Source organism: Micromonospora sp. NBC_00898 (assembly GCF_045207895.1).
Classification (GTDB): Bacteria; Actinomycetota; Actinomycetes; order Mycobacteriales; family Micromonosporaceae; genus Micromonospora.
This window is the reverse complement of the sequence record NZ_CP108775.1, coordinates 1,660,779-1,678,108: the sequence shown is the minus strand read 5'-3', so window position 1 is coordinate 1,678,108 and position 17,330 is coordinate 1,660,779. Positions and strand designations below refer to the sequence as shown.

Below are 17,330 nucleotides of genomic sequence, written 5' to 3'. Positions count from 1 at the left end.
GCTGGCGTCGTCGGTCAGGCCGGCGGTTCGCCGAGCAGCGCCGCCAGCAGCTCCAGGTCCGCCGCGGTCAGGCTCTCCAGCTGGTGTACGCCGTCGATCGGCGGCAGCGGCAGCTCCGCCGGTACGGCCAGCACGGCGGCCCCGGCGGCGAGGGCACTGGCCACCCCCGTCCGCGAGTCCTCGATCGCCACGCAACGCCCGATCGGCACGCCGAGCAGCCGGGCGGCGGTCAGGTACGGCTCCGGGTGCGGTTTGGCCGCGTCCACCTCGTCGCCGCACACCACCGCGTCGAAGCTGTCCCGGCCCAGCGTGTCGAGGGCGACCTCGACCAGCGGCCGGCCGCTGGAAGTCACCAGGGCGGTCGGGATGCCCGCCGCGCGGACCGCCCGCAGCAGCGCCATCGCGCCCGGTCGCCAGCGCAGGCCGGTGCGGAACAGCTCCAGGATGCGGGCGTTGATCCAGGCGGCGCTGGCCTGTGGGTCGCGCTCCGGCTGGCCGAGGTCGTCGTGCAGGATCCGCATCGAGTCGGCCATGCTGGTGCCGATGATCGACTTGCGGGCTGCGTCGGACATGCTGCCCCCGTAGACCGCCGCGAGTTCCTGCAACGCGACGTCCCACAGCTTCTCGCTGTCGACCAGGGTGCCGTCCATGTCGAAGAGCACGGCGGCGGGATGGTTGCTGCTCAGCGGAGCCTCCTGACGGGTGCGGACGTACCCGCCGATCCTCTCAGCCGGGCCGGGTCCGCCGTGCGTCGCGTCGGCCGGGCGTGACCTGCGGCATCGCCGCGGTCAGCCCAGCCCACAGGCGTCCAGGGCATTCTCGTAGCCGCGGAAGAACGAGTCGGTGCGCTGCTCGGCGGTGCCGTGCGCGCCCTCGGCGAACCATGGCTGGCCCGGGTCGTCGCCGACCGCGAGCAGCCCCTCCCGGAGTTCGTCCAGATCGCCGTCCTGGAGGGTGAGCCGGTCGTTGCGGACCGAGTCGCCGATGTACGCGCCGGCCATGCAGTCGGCCTGCAGCTCCTGCTGGATGGTGAAGTTGTAGCGGATGCCGAGGCGGACCTGCACGCCGTGGGCGTACTCGTGGCCGAGCAGGTAGAACAGGAACGCGTCGCCGATCTGCCGGAACGCCCCGACCGACCAGTTGACGTCGTAGGCGATGAAGTCCCCGGCCGAGCAGTAGACGGCGTTGTTGCGCGGCAGCGCCTGCCCGCCGCAGGAGACCTCCCCCTCCCGGGTGTAGGGCACCACCCGCCGGACCGGCTGGAACCGCTTGCCGGAGGCCTGGAACTGGGCGGTCCAGTAGTCCTCGGCGCTGCCGACCGCGTCGCTGAAGTCCTGCTTGAACTCGGCGACGCTGGTGGTGCCGTCGGCGCGGGTGGTCCGGGCGCCCGGCGAGTCGGGCAGCCGGGACTGCTGCGGGCCCGGCTGCTGCGGCTCGCCCTGGTCGAGCCCGCCGGCCATGCAGCCGGCCGCCACCACCACCGCCACCAGCAGGCCGGCGAACAGGCCCGATCGCCGACGTCCAGCGCTGTCCCCCACGGTTCCTCCCCGGCCTCGTGCTGTGCCTGCGCAGTACCCCGACCGCGCGCGGTTGATGCCCATCCGTGAGCACGCAGCACCGCCGGCGATCGTTCAGGTGGCGGCAGTGGTGAGCGGCTTCGCGGCCGGGCGCATGAAGTCCTGGCGGGACGCCCTGACCGCGGGCGGGGCAGGCATCGCTTGATGAACCGGGCCGACGCCGCGGGCACCCCGGCGGTCGCCCGGAGCGGCCCGAGTGTCCGCCACGGGTCAGCCGGTGAAGCCGTGGCCACCGCGGTTCCAGCCGTCGCTCTGCGCGTGCTGCCGCTCGGCCTCTCGACGGTGCCCCTCGGCCCGGGCGGCCCGGACGACCTCCGGGTCGTCGTCGGAGCTCAGCCTCCGCCGGTCCCGCCAGCCGACGTACGCGACGGCCGCCGCGACGAGCAGGGCGAAGACCGCGAGCACCACCACGAAAGTCCTCATGCCCGAACGGTAGGACGGTCGTGCACCCGATGGGGGGCGGCCGGCCACGCCGCTCCGGTGCTCGGGTCAGAAGGGGGACTGATCGCGGTCGCGGTGCCGCACCTCGCCCTGCGCCCCGTGCCGTTCCGCCTCGTACCGCTGCTGCCGGGCGCGGGCGTCCCGGGCGGCGGCGGACTCCTCGCCGGAGGCATGGCGGGCCCGGTCACGCCAGGTCACGAAGCCGTACCCGGCCGCGAAGACCGCGGCCACCACGGCGAGCACCACCAGAGTCGTCAGCATGCCCTGCACGGTAGGACCCACACGCACGTCGTGGGGCGGCGGCCAGGCGGGGCACGACTACGCTACCGTCCATGATCGTCACAGACTTCGACGCGCACGAGCGGTCCCGGTGGGCGGGGCGGGCGGCGGCGTACGAGCGTAGTTTCGGCCGGCTCTGCGCGTACCCGGTGGAGGCGCTGCTGGACGCGGCGGGGGTGCGGGCCGGACGGCGGGTGATCGACGTCGGCACCGGGCCGGGCACCGTCGCGGCGCGGGCGCTGCAGCGCGGCGCCGAGGTGGTGGCGGTCGACGCGGAACCGGACATGCTGGACGCGGCCCGGCGCAACGCTCCGGGCGCGGAGCTCCACGAAGCCGTCCTGCCCCACCTGCCATTCCCGGCCGGCGATTTCGACGCGGCGGTCGCCAACTTCGTGCTCAACCACGTAGCGGACCCGGCCGCCGCCGTGGCCGAGCTGCGCCGGCTGGTGCGACCCGGCGGACAGGTGGCGGTCACCATCTGGCCGACTCCGCAGCCACCGCTGCAGCGGCTCTGGGGCGAGGCGGTCGCCGCCGCCGGCGTCGAGACGCCGGCGGACCTGCCCCGCCTGGCGCCGGAGCACGACTTCCCCCGTACCGAGGACGGCCTGACCGGCCTGTTGGCGGCGGCCGGCCTAACCGACGTGCGGTGCCTGACCCTGTCCTGGGAGCACCGCGCCGACCCGGAGGCCTGGTGGGACGGCCCCGCGAACGGCATCGGGACGATCGGCCTGGCGCTGCAACGGCAGCCCACGGCGGTGCGCGAGCGGATCCGCCAGCAGTACGACCTGCTCAGCGCCCGCTACCGCGACACCGACGGGCAACTCGCGCTGCCCGCCGCCGCGCTGCTGGCCTGCGCTCGGGCGGCCTGATTCCCGCCTACTCTCGGGATCCGGTGGCGGTGGATGTCCGGGACGGCTCCTCGGCTCCGACGTCTCAGTGACGGCGCCCGACGGGGCGCCGGCCGAGAGGAGAGACCGTGAAGTACATGATCATGCTGTACGGGTCGCAGCAGGACTACGACGCGATGGCCGGCCGGCCGGGCGGGAAGCCGCCGATGTCGGCCGAGCAGGTCGCGGCCATGCACGCGCACATGGAGTCCGTCCACAAGGAGCTCGCCGAGTCCGGCGAACTCGTCGACGGCCGCGGCCTGACCGCTCCCGTGCACGCCCGGCGGGTGCAGTTGCGTCACGGAGCCCCGGTGGTGACCGACGGGCCGTATCCGGAGACCCAGGAGGTGCTGGCCGGGTTCACGGTCGTCGACTGTGCCAGTTTCGACCGGGCCACTCAGATCGCCGCCCGCTTCGTCAACCCGGACGCCGACGGCGAATACGTGGACGTGCGGCCGGTTGCCGAGGGCATCGAGGATCTCGACGGGTGAGTCGTCGTCGTGCCCGGTGACGCCGTCGAGGACCTGCTGCGCCGACTGGCGCCGCAGGTCCTCGGCGCCCTCGTGCGCCGGTACGGACACTTCGACACCGCCGAGGACGCCACCCAGGAGGCACTGCTCGCCGCCGCCACCCGCTGGCCGGTCGACGGCCGCCCCGACGACCCGAAGGCCTGGCTGATCACGGTCGCCTCCCGCCGGCTGACCGACCTGCTCCGCGCCGAGCAGGCCCGCCGCCGCCACGAGGACACCGTGGCCCGCCGACTGCCGCCCGACCGGTGGCTCGCCCCGGCCGCGGACAGCGCGCCGGCCGACGCCGACGACACCCTGATCCTGCTCTTCCTCTGCTGCCACCCGTCGCTCCCGCCGGCGGGGCAGATCGCGCTCACCCTGCGCGCGGTCGGCGGCCTGAGCACGGCCGAGGTGGCCCGGGCGTTCCTGGTGCCGGAGGCGACCATGACCCGCCGGATCACCCGGGCCAAGCAGCGCATCCGGGACAGCGGGCTGCCGTTCGCGCCGCCCGTCGGGGCAGACCGGGCCGCCCGCCTGGACGCCGTCCTGCACGTGCTGTACCTGATCTTCAACGAGGGATACGCCAGCACGTCGGGGCCGCAGCTGCACCGCGCCGACCTGTGCGCCGAGGCGATCCGGCTGGCCCGGATGCTGCACGAGTTGACCGACGACCCCGAGGCGGCCGGGCTGCTGGCGCTGATGCTGCTCACCGACGCCCGTACCCCCGCCCGGACCGGCCAGGGCGGCGAGCTGGTGCCGATGGCCGAACAGGACCGCGGGCGCTGGCGGCGTGAGCAGATCGCCGAGGGAGTCGCCTTGGTCAGCCGCGCGCTGCCCCGGGGCGCGGTCGGCCCGTACCAGCTCCAGGCGGCCGTCGCCGCCCTGCATGACGAGGCGCCGAGCATGGACGCGACCGACTGGCCGCAGATCGTCGCGTTGTACGAGCTGCTGCTGGAGATCGCCGACAACCCGGTGGTCCGGCTGAACCACGCCGTGGCGGTGGCCATGGCCCGCGGACCCCGGGCCGGCCTGGCGCTGCTCGACGGGCTGTCCGCCGACCGGCGGATCGCCGACGACCCGAGGCGGCACGCGGCCCGGGCGCACCTGCTGGAGCTGGCCGGTGAGCCGGCGGTGGCACGGGAGGCGTACCTGACCGCGGCGCGTCGGTCGCCGAACCCACCCCAGCAGCGCTACCTGCACGCCCGGGCGGCCCGCCTCGGCTGACTGTCGGGCTTTCCCGGTCCCCCACCGCAGCCACGGGATCGGCGGTCAGCGCAGCCGGTCCCGCCACGGATGGTTCGGGTGGGCCAGCGCCAGGGCCCCGTCCAGCCACCGGCGCTCGTCGGCGGAGAGCAGCAGCACCGTCGCGTCGAAGTCCACCCGGTCCTTGTCCCGTACGGCCTTTGCCTTGAACAGCAGGACCACCTCCGGGCGGAGGTAGGGGATGCCGCCCGGGTCGCGCCGGATGAGCTCCGCGTACGGTCGGCGGATCCGCGGGTCGCGGCGACAGATCCAGGTGTCGCCGTCGTGCGGCTCGCGGAACACGTCGAACCGCCACACCGCCGCGCCGCGCTGGCACGCCCAGGTCTGGTGGTGGGTCCGCAGCGCATCCCGCGACGGCGGTACGACCCGGCCACCCCCGGCGACGTGGAAATCGCAGTCCGGGAAGCACGCCACCACCTCGGCGAACCGGTCGGCGGGCACGGCGATCTCGGTGTCCTCGTGGTCGCGGGTCCGTCGCCCGTGGAACAGGTCGAGCGCCCAGCCCCCGGCGACGTACCAGGGCACGTCGCGCCCCGCCAGCCGTTCCGCAATCACCGTCGGGTGCCACGGATCCCATGCGTCGAGCTTAGGAGCCACCCACCGACCGTACGCGCCGGATCGCGCCGTGCCGAGCTGGCGACGCGGTCTCCCCACCACCCTGGCCTAGCGCCACTGGCACGATTTGTCGCCGCCCAGGTGTCACAGATCCCCAGCCGGGTGTGACTCGGCGTTGAACCACGACCGCGCCGCCTCGCGGTGCAGCGCGGCGAACTCGGCGGTCAACGCCGGCAGCGGGAAGTGCGCATTCAGCCCACTGGGATTGGGCAGCACCCACACCCGGGCCGGGCCCAGTCGGTCCGGCTGCGGGCCGAGCGCGGCTCCGGGTCGCTGAAAGGCAATCCGGTACGCGGTCACGCCGAGGATCGCCACCCAGCGCGGCGCGTACCGCTCGGCCTTGGCCGCCAGGCGCTCCACCCCGGCCACCAGCTCCGCCGCCGTCAGCTCGTCGGCCCGCGCGGTGGCCCGGTTGCTCAGGCTGGTGATGCCGATGCCCTGGCGCAGCATCTCGTCGCGCTCCCACGGTCGCAGCTCCCGGTCGGTGAAACCGGAGCGGTGCAGGGCCGGCCAGAATCGGCTGCCCCGCCGCGCGAAGTGCTCCCCCACGGCAGCCGAGTAGAGACCCGGGTTGAACCCGCAGAACAGCACGGTCAGCCCGGGACCGATCACGTCGACCAGCCCTCGGCCGACCGCTGCGGCCACCTCCGCCCGCGTCGGTCGCCGGAACGGTGCCGCCGTCGGCGCGGGATCCGGCGGCGGACCCTGAGCGAGGCCGTCCGCGTTCACTCCATCGATCCTGCCGTACGACCGGGACGCCGCCACGGGTTCCGGCGATCGCACGGCCCGAGACCGACCGCCGCCACCCGCCGCACACGCTCCACACGGTCGCCGTCGCGTGGCCGAGCTGGTTGGCACAGTCCCGGCCGTGCATGAGTCGGTCGACGTGAGGGTGCCGTTCCGCTGGGACCTGGCGACACCGGATCAGCCCGGCACGATGCTCCGGCCGGGAAATCGGACGACGCTCCTGGAGCCGGGAGTTCGGCCACGCAGCCTGGGCCGAGCCGATCATCGCGGCCGACTGAGTGACGCTCCGCTCGCAGGGGCCCGGTTCGACCGTCCGGCTGCTCCGGCCCCAGAACGATCAACCGACATCGGAAACAGCGTGGCGAGCCGCGGCAGGCGACGGGCCACCTCGGCGGGGTCAACATCTCCCAGGCCGGCCACTCCTGCTCGGACCAGTCGCCGCTGTCCCGCCCGGACAGCCGCTGAACCTCTGGCAGCTCGGCCAGCCGGTCCGGCTCCTGCACCACACGCTCGAACGCGTCGCGGCCCAGCCCGATCAGCCACATCCGGAAGTCCTCGAAACTGGCCTGGCGGACCGCGAGGGCCTGGCGACGCCCTGGAGCAGGCGCAGCACTGGCGTTCGCGCAGCTCAGCCACGACCATGGCGCCACGCGGCGTCGCATTCTTGATGCATTCAAGAAAGTGGAGAATACTGCGCAGCGTGCCCACGACCTCGGACTTCGAGCGTGTGCTGCGCGGGGCCACCCTCCGCGTGACCCGGCCGCGGCTGGCGGTGCTGACCGCGGTGCACGCCCATCCGCACGCCGACACCGTCTCGATCTTCGGTGCCGTACGTAGGGAACTCCCCGAGGTGTCCCAGCAGGCCGTGTACGACGTGCTGCATGCGCTGACCGCTGCGGGGCTGGTGCGGCGCATCCAGCCCGCCGGATCAGTAGCTCGCTACGAGGCGCGGGTCGGGGACAACCACCACCACGTCGTGTGCCGGTCGTGCGGTTCTATCGCCGACGTCGACTGCGCCGTCGGCGAGGCTCCCTGCCTGACCGCGTCCGACGACCAGGGCTTCTCGGTCGACGAGGCCGAGGTCACCTACTGGGGCATATGTCCCGAGTGTGTCACGGCAGCAGCAAACAGTTGATAGAACAAGAAATCAAGACGGGAGAAGGACCGACGTGTCTGATCGCGGCAGCGAGAGTGAAAACCCTGTAATCCCATCCCCCACTCAGAAGCGGACTCGACCCAGGACGAACCAGGACTGGTGGCCGAATCAGCTGAACCTGCAGGTTCTCCACCAGCACTCGCCGCGGGCCAATCCGATGGGCGAGGACTTCGACTACGCCGAGGAGTTCAAGACCCTCGACGTCGAGGAGCTCAAGCAGGACGTCCTCGACGTGATGACGACGTCGCAGGACTGGTGGCCGGCCGACTACGGCCACTACGGGCCGCTCTTCATCCGGATGAGCTGGCACTCCGCCGGCACGTACCGCATCGAAGACGGCCGTGGCGGTGGCGGCGACGGCGCCCAGCGCTTCGCCCCTCTCAACAGTTGGCCCGACAACGCGAACCTCGACAAGGCGCGCCGGTTGCTGTGGCCGGTCAAGCAGAAGTACGGCCGGAAGATCTCCTGGGCCGACCTCCTGGTCTTCGCCGGCAACGTTGCCCTGGAGTCGATGGGCTTCAAGACCTTCGGCTTCGGCTTCGGACGAGAGGACATCTGGGAGCCCGAGGAGATCTTCTGGGGGCCTGAGGACACCTGGCTCGGAGACGAGCGCTACAGCGGTGACAGGGAGCTCACCGGTCCTTTCGGTGCCGTGCAGATGGGCCTGATCTACGTGAACCCGGAGGGCCCGAACGGCAAGCCGGATCCGTTGGCTTCCGCGCGTGACATCCGGGAAACCTTCCGTCGCATGGCGATGAATGACGAGGAGACAGTCGCGCTCATCGCCGGCGGCCACACGTTCGGCAAGACCCACGGTGCGGGCGACGCCAGCTTGGTCGGCCCCGAGCCCGAGGGCTGCCCCGTCGACCATCAGGGCCTTGGCTGGAGGAGCACCTTCGGCAGCGGCAAGGGCAAGGACGCGATCACCAGCGGGCTCGAGGGGGCGTGGACGCCCACCCCGATCACCTGGGACAACAGCTTCTTCGAGACGCTGTTCGGGTACGAGTGGGAGCTGGCCGAGAGCCCTGCCGGCGCGAAGCAGTGGAAGCCGAAGGACGCCGCGGCGGCGAACGCCGTACCCGACGCGCACGACCCGTCGGTCAGGCATGCCCCGATGATGTTGACGACGGACCTCGCGCTGCGCGTGGACCCGATCTACGAGCCGATTTCGCGGCGTTTCCTGGAGAACCCGGACCAGTTCGCGGAGGCGTTCGCCAAGGCGTGGTACAAGCTGTTGCACCGCGACATGGGACCCGTCTCGCGCTATCTCGGCCCGTGGATCCCGGAGCCGCAACTGTGGCAGGACCCCGTCCCGGCCGTCGATCACGAGCTGATCGCGGACGAGGACATCGCTGCCCTCAAGGACAGGTTCCTCGCATCGGGACTGTCCATCTCCCAGCTGGCCTTGACCGCTTGGGCGTCGGCGGCCAGCTTCCGCGGCACCGACATGCGTGGTGGGGCCAACGGGGCGCGGATCCGCCTCGAGCCGCAGAAGAACTGGGAGGTCAACGACCCGACCGAGCTCGCCGCGGTGCTGCAGACCCTGGAGCGGATCCAGCAGGAATTCAACGAGTCACAGTCCGGTGGAAAGAAGGTCTCGCTTGCTGACCTGATCGTCCTGGGCGGCTGCGCGGCCGTCGAGCAAGCGGCCAGGAACGCCGGGCATGACGTCACGGTCCCGTTCGCACCGGGGCGCACGGACGCCTCCCAGGAACAGACCGACGTGGAGTCGTTCGCCGTGCTCGAGCCGAAGGCCGACGGGTTCCGCAACTACCTGCGAGCCGGAGAGAAGCTGTCGCCGGAGACCCTGCTGCTGGACCGGGCCAACCTGTTGACGCTGACGGCTCCCGAGATGACCGTCCTGATCGGCGGCATGCGGGCCCTGAACGCCAACGTGCGGCAAGCACGACACGGCGTCCTCACCGACCGACCCGGGACGCTGACGAACGACTTCTTCGTGAACCTGCTCGACATCGGCACGGACTGGAAGGCGTCCGCCTCCGCCGAGAACGTGTTCGAGGGTCGGGATCGCGCCACGGGCGAGGTCACGTGGACCGCCACCGCCGTTGACCTCGTCTTCGGTTCGAACTCCCAGCTCCGAGGCATCGCGGAGGTCTACGCCAGTGACGACGCGCAGGAGAAGTTCGTCCAAGACTTCGTCGCCGCGTGGGTCAAGGTCATGAACCTGGACCGGTTCGGCCTCGATTGATGCGAAAGGACCCCGGTCACCGAGAGGACGGCGGATTCCAGGGGTCGTCGCAACACTGCTGCTAGTGGTTGGTGTCGAGAAGAGTAGCGAAGCGCTCGGCTGGGGTGTCCCAGCCGAGCGTTTTGCGTGGGCGGCCGTTGAGTTCGGCGGCGACCGCGTCGAGGTGGTCGTGGGTGTGGACCGACAAGCAGACTTCTGCTGAGATCGCGGTTGGTCGACCGCAGGCGGGGTACGCGTTCGCGGCGCGTGTGGAGGCCCGTTGGAACCTCGAGCGTGAAGACCATGGCGGATACCGGAGAGTGTATGAGCACCCAGAGGGAGCGAAGGGATGAGCGACACGACTGAGAAGGCGATCCTGGCCGGCGGCTGCTTCTGGGGAATGCAGGACCTCATCCGGAAACGCGCTGGCGTGCTCGCCACCAGGGTCGGATACAGCGGCGGAGACGTGCCGAACGCAACTTACCGGAACCATGGTTCCCACGCCGAGGCGATCGAGATCGTCTTCGACCCCGAGAAACTATCCTACCGAGAGCTTCTCGAGTTCTTCTTCCAGGTGCACGATCCGACAACGAAGAATCGCCAAGGCGGCGATATAGGAACCAGCTACCGGTCAGCCATCTTCTATACCAACGACCAGCAGCGGCAGGTCGCAGAAGACACGATCGCCGACGTCGACGCCTCTGGCCTGTGGCCAGGCAAGGTGGTCACCGAGGTCAGCCCCGCCGGCCCCTTCTGGGAGGCCGAGCCCGAACACCAGGACTATTTGGAGCGGTATCCCGCGGGTTACACGTGCCACTACGTCCGGCCGGACTGGAAGCTTCCCCGTCGCGGGGAGAACGCCAGTTAGTGCTCCAGCCCGGGAGGGTGCCTATCTCACCAACTCAGTGACCCACGGGCACGCCGGGTGCGGACGCCGGGCCAGGTGCTGTTCGGGCCCATGACTCGCGCGGGCCCGGCCCGTCGTGCAAGGCCATGCGGGATTGCTCGTATGCCCGCGACCCGGGGAAAGGACTTCTACGCTTGGACAGATGGGGTGGCGTGCCTCTGCCGACCGGGCACAAGTCCGGGCAGCGCCCTCACCGAAAGATGCCCCTCGCGGGACAGGAGCCGCAGCATGCCGTTTGCCGCGGTAGAGGGCAGAAAGCCCCGCTCGATTTCCAATGAGCTCGAACCCGAACGGAGGCCCACATGGCTGTCAAGACAGAAGCGCCACCGCGCGCCACAGAGATCCGACCGTTCACGATAGAGATCCCCGAGGCGGAACTCAAGGCGCTCCGTGCGCGCATCGCGGCCACGCGCTGGCCGGAAAAGGAGACCGTCCCAGATCAGTCGCAGGGCGTGCAGTTGGCGACGACCCGACATCACCGGAGCGAACAGCGCACTCGGCAAGCTGCCGTCCAATCTCTCAGCCGAGGAAAAGCGCGCGTGCGAGCAGCCGGCCTTCGTATGGAAGCACGTCGCCTATGGCCTCATGATGGCGACGCGCCCGCAGACGCTGACCGGATTGGCGGATTCGCCCGTCGGTTTGGCCGCCTTTCTGCTCGACCATGACGCGGCTAGCCTGGAGCTGATCTCCCGGGTCTTTGCCGGGCAGTCCGAAGGCCTTACGCGAGACGATGTCCTCGACAACATCACGCTCTTCTGGCTGACGAACACGGGGGTTTCCGCGTCTCGTCTCTATGCGGAGAACAAGCTCTCCTTCTTCGCCGCCAAGGGCGTATCCCCATCCGTCCCCGTTGCCGTGAGCGTCTTTCCTGACGAGCTCTACCGGGCCCGAAGAGCTGGGCAGAGCAGGCGTATCCCAATCTCATCCACTACAACAAGGTCGACAAGGGCGGGCACTTCGCGGCCTGGGAACAGCCACAACTCCTTTCAGCAGAGGTTCGCGCCGGGTTCAGGTCGCTTCGCTAGATCACCGTGCTCGAACGTCTCCACATGCCCTCGCTCGGCGGGGCCGAGTGGCTCAACTCCGAGCCACTCGGCTCCGCCGAACTGCTCGGCCACACTCTTACGGCACTCGGAGCGACACAAAGTCCCGGTCGGAGGGCATCTCGTGACTACTTGGCGTTGAAGTAGTTCGCCTCCGGGTGGTGCACCACGATCGCGTCGGTGGCCTGCTCCGGCACCAGCTGGAACTCCTCGGACAGCTGCACCCCGATCCGCTCCGCGCCCAGCAGCTCCACGATCTTCGCCCGGTCCTCCAGGTCCGGACAGGCCGGGTACCCGAACGCGTACCGGCAGCCGCGGTAGTCGGTGCGCAGCAGGCCGGCCAGGTCCGCCGGGTCGTCGTCGGCGACGGTACGCCCGCCCGGCAGGGTCAGCTCGGCGCGGATCCGCCGGTGCCAGTACTCGGCCAGCGCCTCGGTGAGCTGCACCGACAGGCCGTGCACCTCCAGGTAGTCGCGGTACTCGTTGCCGGCGAACATCTTCGCGGTGTACTCGCTGATCGGCTGGCCGACGGTGACCAGCTGCAACGCCACCACGTCCAGCTCATCACCCTTGGGCCGGAAGAAGTCGGCCAGGCAGAGCCGCCGCTCCTGCCGCTGCCGGGGGAAGGAGAACCGGGCCCGTTCGGCGTTACCGTTCTCGTCCAGCACCACCAGGTCGTTGCCCTCGGCGTACGCCGGGAAGTAGCCGTAGACCACGGCCGCCTCGAGGATCTGGTCGGCGATCAGCCGGTCCAGCCAGTACCGCAGCCGCGGCCGGCCCTCGGTCTCCACCAGCTCCTCGTACGACGGGCCGGTGCCGCCGCGGGCGCCGCGCAGCCCCCACTGGCCGAGGAAGGTGGCCCGCTCGTCGAGCAGCGCCGCGTAGTCGGCCAGCGGCACCCCCTTCACCACGCGGGTGCCGAAGAACGGCGGGGTGGGCACCGCCACGTCGGTGGTCACGTCGGAGCGGACCGTGGCGTCGTCCAGCTCGGGCAGCGCCTCGCTGACCATCGCCCGCTGCCGCTCCCGGCGGGCCCGCCGCGCGGCCAGGGCGGCCTCCCGCTCCGGGTCGACCATCGGGGCGCCGCCACGCTTGGCCGTCATCACCCGGTCCATCAGGGACAGCCCCTCGAACGCGTCGCGCGCGTAGTGCACCTGGCCGGGGAACATCGACCGCAGGTCGTCCTCGACGTACGCCCGGGTGAGTGCCGCCCCACCGAGCAGGACCGGCCAGCGCTCCGCGACCCCGCGACTGGCCATCTCGGCCAGGTTCTCCTTCATGATGACCGTGCTCTTGACCAGCAGCCCGGACATGCCGATGGCGTCGGCGCGGTGCTGCTCGGCGGCGTCGAGGATCGCGTTGATCGGCTGCTTGATGCCGATGTTGACGACCTCGTAGCCGTTGTTGGACAGGATGATGTCGACCAGATTCTTGCCGATGTCGTGCACGTCGCCGCGGACGGTGGCGAGCACGATGCGCCCCTTGCCGCCGTCGTCGACGGTCTCCATGTGCGGCTCCAGGTAGGCCACCGCGGTCTTCATCACCTCGGCGGACTGGAGCACGAACGGCAGCTGCATCTGGCCGGAGCCGAACAGCTCGCCGACCACCTTCATGCCGTCCAGGAGCAGGTCGTTGATGATGGACAGCGGCGACCGGCCGCCGGCCATCGCGGCGTCCAGGTCGGCCTCCAGGCCGTTGCGCTCGCCGTCGACGATCCGGCGCTTGAGCCGCTCGTCCAGCGGCAGCGCGGCCAACTCCTCGGCCCGGGTGGCCCGCGCCGACGCGGCGTCCACGCCCTCGAAGATCTCGATGAACCGCTGCACCGGGTCGTAGCCCTCGCGGCGGCGGTCGTAGACCAGGTCGAGGGCGGCCTCGCGCTGGGCGTCGGGGATCTTCGACATCGGCAGGATCTTGCTGGCGTGCACGATCGCCGAGGTCAGCCCGGCCTGCACGCACTCGTGCAGGAAGACCGAGTTGAGCACCTGCCGCGCGGCCGGGTTGAGGCCGAAGGAGACGTTGGAGATGCCCAGGGTGAAGTTGACCCCCGGGTACCGGGCGGCGATCTCCCGGATCGCCTCGATGGTCTCGATGCCGTCCCGGCGGGTCTCCTCCTGACCGGTGGCGATCGGGAACGTCAGCGCGTCGATCAGGATGTCCGAGCGGTCCATCCCCCACCGGCCGGTCAGGTCGTCGATCAGCCGGCTCGCGACGCGTACCTTCCAGTCCCTGGTGCGGGCCTGGCCCTCCTCGTCGATGAGCAGCGCGACCACCGCGGCGCCGTGCTCGGCGACCACCGGCATCACGCGGGCGTAGCGCGACCCGGGCCCGTCGCCGTCCTCGAAGTTCACCGAGTTGACCACGCACCGCCCACCCAGCATCTCCAGCCCGGCCTCGACCACCGCCGGCTCGGTCGAGTCCAGCATGATCGGCAGGGTGGAGGCGGTGGCGAACCGGCCGGCGAGCTCCCGCATGTCCTGCGTGCCGTCCCGGCCGACGTAGTCGACGCAGAGGTCCAACAGGTGCGAGCCGTCCCGGGCCTGACTGCGGGCGATCTCCACGCACGCCTGCCAGTCGGCGGCCAGCATGGCCTCCCGGAACGCCTTGGAGCCGTTGGCGTTGGTCCGCTCCCCCACCATCAGCACCGAGGCGTCCTGGGCGAACGGCACCGGGTGGTAGATCGACGAGACGCCCGCCTCGTGCCGCGGCTCGCGCGGCGCCGGGCTGACGCCGTGCAGGCGCTCGGCCAGCACCCGGATGTGCTCCGGGGTGGTGCCGCAGCAGCCACCGACCAGGGAGACACCGTAGTCGGTGACGAACCGCTCCAGGGCGTCGGCCAGCTCCACCGGGGTCAGCGGGAAGTACGCCCCGTCGGCGGTCAGCACCGGCAGGCCCGCGTTCGGCATCACCGACAGCGGGATGCGGGAGTGCTGGGACAGGTAGCGCAGGTGCTCGCCCATCTCGGCCGGGCCGGTCGAGCAGTTCAGCCCGATCAGGTCCACCCCGAGCGGCTCGATCGCCGCCAGCGCCGCCCCGATCTCGCTGCCGACCAGCATGGTGCCGGTGGTCTCCACGGCGACGTGGCAGATCAGCGGGACCTTGCGGTCGAGCTCGGCCATCGCCCGGTGCGAGCCGACCACGGCCGCCTTGACCTGCAGCAGGTCCTGGCAGGTCTCTACGATCAGGGCGTCGGCCCCGCCGGCGATCAGACCCGCGGCGTTCTCCTGGTACGCGTCGCGCAGCGTCGCGTACGCGGTGTGCCCGAGGGTGGGCAGCTTGGTGCCGGGGCCGATCGAACCGAACACGAACCGGGGCCGATCGGGAGTCGCGTACGCGTCGGCGGCCTCCCGGGCGATCCGCGCGCCCGCCTCGGACAGCTCCCGGATCCGGTGTGGGATGTCGTACTCGGCGAGGTTGGCGAGGTTCGCGCCGAAGGTGTTGGTCTCGACGCAGTCCGCGCCGGCCGCCAGGTAGGCGTCGTGCACCCCCCGTACGACGTCCGGCCGGCTGACATTGAGGATCTCGTTGCAGCCCTCCAGGCCCTCGAAGTCGTCGAGGGTCAGGTCGGCCGCCTGGAGCATCGTCCCCATCGCCCCGTCGGCGATGAGGATCCGGTCCGCGAGCACATCCAGCAACGAAGTCCGCACAGAGCCAGGTTAATGCGACGTCTCGGGCCCTGGTCGAGCCACGCTCGCCTTCCCACATACTGTCAGCGGGATCACCGCGTCCGGTTTGCCCGCTTGGCGCGGCTGGTCCGGACCATGACCGGCGCGGCCGGCGGGCCGCATCCCCCGCCGGCACGTAGGCTGGCGGACGTGAAGGACATCAGGGACGCCAGCGTGCCCGGCGGGCGGATTTCGGGGCAGCGGCCCGAAGCCGCTCCCGACAAGCAGGGCGAGGTGACGGCGTGACCGAGTTCGACGGGCTGCCGGTGCTGCGGTCCCCGGTCGCCATCGCGGCCTTCGAGGGCTGGAACGACGCCGCGGACGCCTCCACCGCCGCGGTGGAGCACCTGGAGCAGGTCTGGCAGGCCCGACAGGTGACCGAGCTGGACCCGGAGGACTTCTACGACTTCCAGGTGAGCCGGCCGACCATCACCATGGCCGAGGGCGAGACCCGCCGGGTGGAGTGGCCGACCACGCGCTTCATGGTGGCCAGCCCGGAGGGCACCGAGCGGGACGTGGTGCTGATCCGGGGCATCGAGCCGAGCATGCGGTGGCGCACCTTCTGCGAGCAGGTGCTGGAGATCTGCCACAGCCTGGAGGTCGAACGGGTGGTGCTGCTCGGGGCCCTGCTGGCCGACGTGCCGTACACCCGGCCGCTGCCGATCAGCGGGAGCGCGTCCGATGCCGAGGCCGCCCAGCGCTACCAGCTCACCCCCACCCGCTACGACGGGCCGACCGGCATCGTCGGGGTGCTGCATGACGCCTGCAGCCGCGCCGAGGTCGACGCCGTGTCGTTCTGGGTGCACGTGCCGCACTACGCGAACAACCCGCCCTGCCCCAAGGCGACCCTCGCGCTGCTGCACCGGGTCGAGGAGGTGCTCGACCTGCCGGTGCCGATGACCGACCTGGCCGAGGAGGCGGCCGAGTGGGAACAGCGGGTGCGCAGCGCCGCCGAGCAGGACGCCGAGCTGGGCGAGTACGTCCGCGAATTGGAGGAGCGGGTCGGCGACGCCGGCATCACCCCGCTGACCGGGGACGAGATCGCCCAGGAGTTCGAGAAGTACCTGCGCCGCCGCGGCGGTTCCGCCGGCCCGACCGCCGGCTCCTGGTAGCTCCTCCCCCGTCAGATCGCCGGGCCCCGGACGTCGTCGTCCGGGGCCCGTTTCGCGTGTCCGGGGTGGCGCCCTCACACCCGCTGGGGCATCCTAGGAACCTAGCTGTCATGAGGAGGCGGGCATGCAGATCAACCCGGGCGCGGCCGAGTTTCCGCACCGGCAGATCGCCGCGCAGCTCAAGGCCCAGGTCCGCCGCGGCGACTGGGCGCCCGGCGAGCGCCTGCCGTCCATCCCGGCCATCGCCGAGATGTTCGGCGTCGCCAAGCAGACCGTGCAGCGCGCCGTCGACCAGCTGCGGGTCGAGGGCGTCCTGATCACCAAACCCGGCTCCGGTACGTACGTCCGCGGCACTCGGCGCCGGCTGAACCGGCTCGCCCGGGGCCGGTACGGCGGCTTCCGCGGCTACCACACCGACCTGGCCGCCCGGTACAAGCAGCAGCTCGTCTCCGTCGGCCGCGCCCCCGCCCCGCCGGAGGTGGCCGACGCGTTCGGGGTCTCCGACGGCACCGAACTGCTCTGCCGGCGGCACCTGGTCCGCACCGACGAGTCACCCGTCGAGGTCGGCGCGTCCTGGTTCCTGCTCACCGACACCGCCGGCACCTCCCTGGAGCGGGCCGAGGCGTTCGGCCGGCCGCTCTACCAGCAGGCCGAGGAGGCCACCGGCCGCCGGTACGCCACCGCGACCGACACGATCAGCGCCAGGCAGCCCAGCCGGGAGGAGGCGGAGACCCTGCAGATCCGCCCCGACACCCCGGTGCTGCACCTGCTGCACGTCGCCTACGACGCGCACCGCAAGCCGATCGAGGTTGCCCAGGCCACCTGGCCCGGCCCGATGACCACCCTCACCGAGGAGTACAGAATCCCCGCCCCCACCCCGGACTCGGACCCGGACCCCGGCCTCGTCCTCGGCTAACCCCCCACCCCCGCGATCTTGCAGTTTG

The 17,330-nt window shown here is 71.3% G+C and carries 17 protein-coding genes and 2 pseudogenes; 9 read left to right on the top strand and 10 right to left on the bottom strand.

The annotated features are described in order from the left end of the window. Window positions 1–14: 14 nt before the first annotated feature. The 4 genes from OG799_RS08110 to OG799_RS08095 all read right to left on the bottom strand — a co-directional run bounded on the left by OG799_RS08110 (window position 15) and on the right by OG799_RS08095 (window position 2,279). Window positions 15–662, bottom strand: coding sequence for an HAD family hydrolase (locus OG799_RS08110; protein ID WP_406044431.1), 648 nt, complete (start codon window positions 660–662; stop codon window positions 15–17). 126 nt (window positions 663–788) lie between these two features. Further along, complete coding sequence (locus OG799_RS08105) at window positions 789–1,538, bottom strand: neutral zinc metallopeptidase (RefSeq protein WP_406044430.1); 750 nt, start codon at window positions 1,536–1,538, stop codon at window positions 789–791. Between the two features lie 249 nt (window positions 1,539–1,787). Beyond that, the gene (locus OG799_RS08100) at window positions 1,788–2,000 is read right to left on the bottom strand and encodes a hypothetical protein (RefSeq protein ID WP_406044429.1); all 213 of its coding nucleotides are present in this window, start codon (window positions 1,998–2,000) and stop codon (window positions 1,788–1,790) included. Between the two features lie 66 nt (window positions 2,001–2,066). After that, the gene (locus OG799_RS08095; protein WP_406044428.1) at window positions 2,067–2,279 is read right to left on the bottom strand and encodes a hypothetical protein; all 213 of its coding nucleotides are present in this window, start codon (window positions 2,277–2,279) and stop codon (window positions 2,067–2,069) included. A gap of 71 nt (window positions 2,280–2,350) precedes the next feature. Between OG799_RS08095 and OG799_RS08090 the strand changes: the two genes are divergently transcribed. The 3 genes from OG799_RS08090 to OG799_RS08080 all read left to right on the top strand — a co-directional run bounded on the left by OG799_RS08090 (window position 2,351) and on the right by OG799_RS08080 (window position 4,917). Continuing rightward, a complete protein-coding gene (locus OG799_RS08090) occupies window positions 2,351–3,166 on the top strand; it encodes a class I SAM-dependent methyltransferase (protein ID WP_406044427.1) in 816 nt (271 codons plus the stop codon). A 116-nt stretch (window positions 3,167–3,282) separates the two neighbouring features. Further along, window positions 3,283–3,675, top strand: a complete 393-nt coding sequence (locus OG799_RS08085) for a YciI family protein (protein ID WP_242624497.1) — start codon at window positions 3,283–3,285, stop codon at window positions 3,673–3,675. Window positions 3,676–3,684: 9 nt separating this feature from the next. Beyond that, a complete protein-coding gene (locus tag OG799_RS08080; protein WP_406044426.1) occupies window positions 3,685–4,917 on the top strand; it encodes an RNA polymerase sigma factor in 1,233 nt (410 codons plus the stop codon). A 45-nt stretch (window positions 4,918–4,962) separates the two neighbouring features. Here OG799_RS08080 and OG799_RS08075 read toward each other — a convergent pair whose 3' ends face one another. From OG799_RS08075 to OG799_RS08065, 3 genes are all read right to left on the bottom strand, one after another. Continuing rightward, window positions 4,963–5,553, bottom strand: a complete 591-nt coding sequence (locus OG799_RS08075; protein ID WP_406044425.1) for a nucleotidyltransferase domain-containing protein — start codon at window positions 5,551–5,553, stop codon at window positions 4,963–4,965. 102 nt (window positions 5,554–5,655) lie between these two features. Next, on the bottom strand, window positions 5,656–6,300 hold the full coding sequence (gene mug / locus OG799_RS08070) for a G/U mismatch-specific DNA glycosylase (protein WP_406044424.1): 645 nt from the start codon (window positions 6,298–6,300) through the stop codon (window positions 5,656–5,658). Then, window positions 6,297–6,980, bottom strand: coding sequence for a DUF4240 domain-containing protein (locus OG799_RS08065; protein WP_406044423.1), 684 nt, complete (start codon window positions 6,978–6,980; stop codon window positions 6,297–6,299). The genes mug and OG799_RS08065 overlap by 4 nt, the downstream gene beginning before the upstream one ends. A gap of 38 nt (window positions 6,981–7,018) precedes the next feature. Between OG799_RS08065 and OG799_RS08060 the strand changes: the two genes are divergently transcribed. Both OG799_RS08060 and katG read left to right on the top strand, forming a co-directional pair. Further along, on the top strand, window positions 7,019–7,453 hold the full coding sequence (locus OG799_RS08060) for a Fur family transcriptional regulator (protein ID WP_406044422.1): 435 nt from the start codon (window positions 7,019–7,021) through the stop codon (window positions 7,451–7,453). Beyond that, window positions 7,428–9,683, top strand: a complete 2,256-nt coding sequence (gene katG / locus OG799_RS08055) for a catalase/peroxidase HPI (RefSeq protein WP_406044421.1) — start codon at window positions 7,428–7,430, stop codon at window positions 9,681–9,683. Before OG799_RS08060 ends, katG begins: the two co-directional genes overlap by 26 nt. A gap of 61 nt (window positions 9,684–9,744) precedes the next feature. Here the strand turns inward: katG and OG799_RS08050 are convergent. Beyond that, a pseudogene (locus tag OG799_RS08050) lies at window positions 9,745–9,870 on the bottom strand (IS30 family transposase); the annotation flags it as partial. A gap of 141 nt (window positions 9,871–10,011) precedes the next feature. Here OG799_RS08050 and msrA point away from each other — a divergent pair. Both msrA and OG799_RS08040 read left to right on the top strand, forming a co-directional pair. Beyond that, window positions 10,012–10,530 carry a peptide-methionine (S)-S-oxide reductase MsrA gene (msrA, locus tag OG799_RS08045; protein WP_406044420.1) on the top strand — a complete coding sequence of 173 codons (519 nt, stop codon included), beginning with the start codon at window positions 10,012–10,014 and terminating at the stop codon, window positions 10,528–10,530. Window positions 10,531–10,871: 341 nt separating this feature from the next. After that, a pseudogene (locus OG799_RS08040) lies at window positions 10,872–10,985 on the top strand (hypothetical protein); the annotation flags it as partial. Window positions 10,986–11,088: 103 nt separating this feature from the next. On the opposite strand, the gene OG799_RS08035 reads toward OG799_RS08040, so the two are convergent. Both OG799_RS08035 and metH read right to left on the bottom strand, forming a co-directional pair. Further along, window positions 11,089–11,232 (bottom strand): hypothetical protein, encoded by a 144-nt coding sequence (locus OG799_RS08035; RefSeq protein ID WP_406046529.1) that lies wholly within the window; start codon window positions 11,230–11,232, stop codon window positions 11,089–11,091. 508 nt (window positions 11,233–11,740) lie between these two features. Further along, window positions 11,741–15,256 carry a methionine synthase gene (gene metH, locus OG799_RS08030; RefSeq protein ID WP_406044419.1) on the bottom strand — a complete coding sequence of 1,172 codons (3,516 nt, stop codon included), beginning with the start codon at window positions 15,254–15,256 and terminating at the stop codon, window positions 11,741–11,743. Window positions 15,257–15,516: 260 nt separating this feature from the next. Between metH and OG799_RS08025 the strand changes: the two genes are divergently transcribed. Then, window positions 15,517–16,386: a PAC2 family protein gene (locus tag OG799_RS08025; protein ID WP_406044418.1), complete on the top strand. Its 870-nt coding sequence runs from the start codon at window positions 15,517–15,519 to the stop codon at window positions 16,384–16,386. A gap of 124 nt (window positions 16,387–16,510) precedes the next feature. Beyond that, the gene (locus tag OG799_RS08020) at window positions 16,511–17,302 is read left to right on the top strand and encodes a GntR family transcriptional regulator (protein WP_406044417.1); all 792 of its coding nucleotides are present in this window, start codon (window positions 16,511–16,513) and stop codon (window positions 17,300–17,302) included. Window positions 17,303–17,330: the final 28 nt, after the last annotated feature.

What these genes read in the sequence shown, in the direction of transcription:
- OG799_RS08020 (WP_406044417.1), top strand. Translation starts at nt 16,511, where the DNA reads ATGCAGATCAACCCGGGCGCGGCCGAGTTTCCGCACCGGCAGATCGCC.
- OG799_RS08085 (WP_242624497.1), top strand. Translation starts at nt 3,283, where the DNA reads ATGATCATGCTGTACGGGTCGCAGCAGGACTACGACGCGATGGCCGGC.
- OG799_RS08035 (WP_406046529.1), bottom strand. Translation starts at nt 11,232, where the DNA reads ATGGTCGAGCAGAAAGGCGGCCAAACCGACGGGCGAATCCGCCAATCC.
- OG799_RS08090 (WP_406044427.1), top strand. Translation starts at nt 2,351, where the DNA reads ATGATCGTCACAGACTTCGACGCGCACGAGCGGTCCCGGTGGGCGGGG.
- OG799_RS08065 (WP_406044423.1), bottom strand. Translation starts at nt 6,980, where the DNA reads ATGCGACGCCGCGTGGCGCCATGGTCGTGGCTGAGCTGCGCGAACGCC.
- msrA (WP_406044420.1), top strand. Translation starts at nt 10,012, where the DNA reads ATGAGCGACACGACTGAGAAGGCGATCCTGGCCGGCGGCTGCTTCTGG.
- OG799_RS08095 (WP_406044428.1), bottom strand. Translation starts at nt 2,279, where the DNA reads ATGCTGACGACTCTGGTGGTGCTCGCCGTGGTGGCCGCGGTCTTCGCG.
- OG799_RS08100 (WP_406044429.1), bottom strand. Translation starts at nt 2,000, where the DNA reads ATGAGGACTTTCGTGGTGGTGCTCGCGGTCTTCGCCCTGCTCGTCGCG.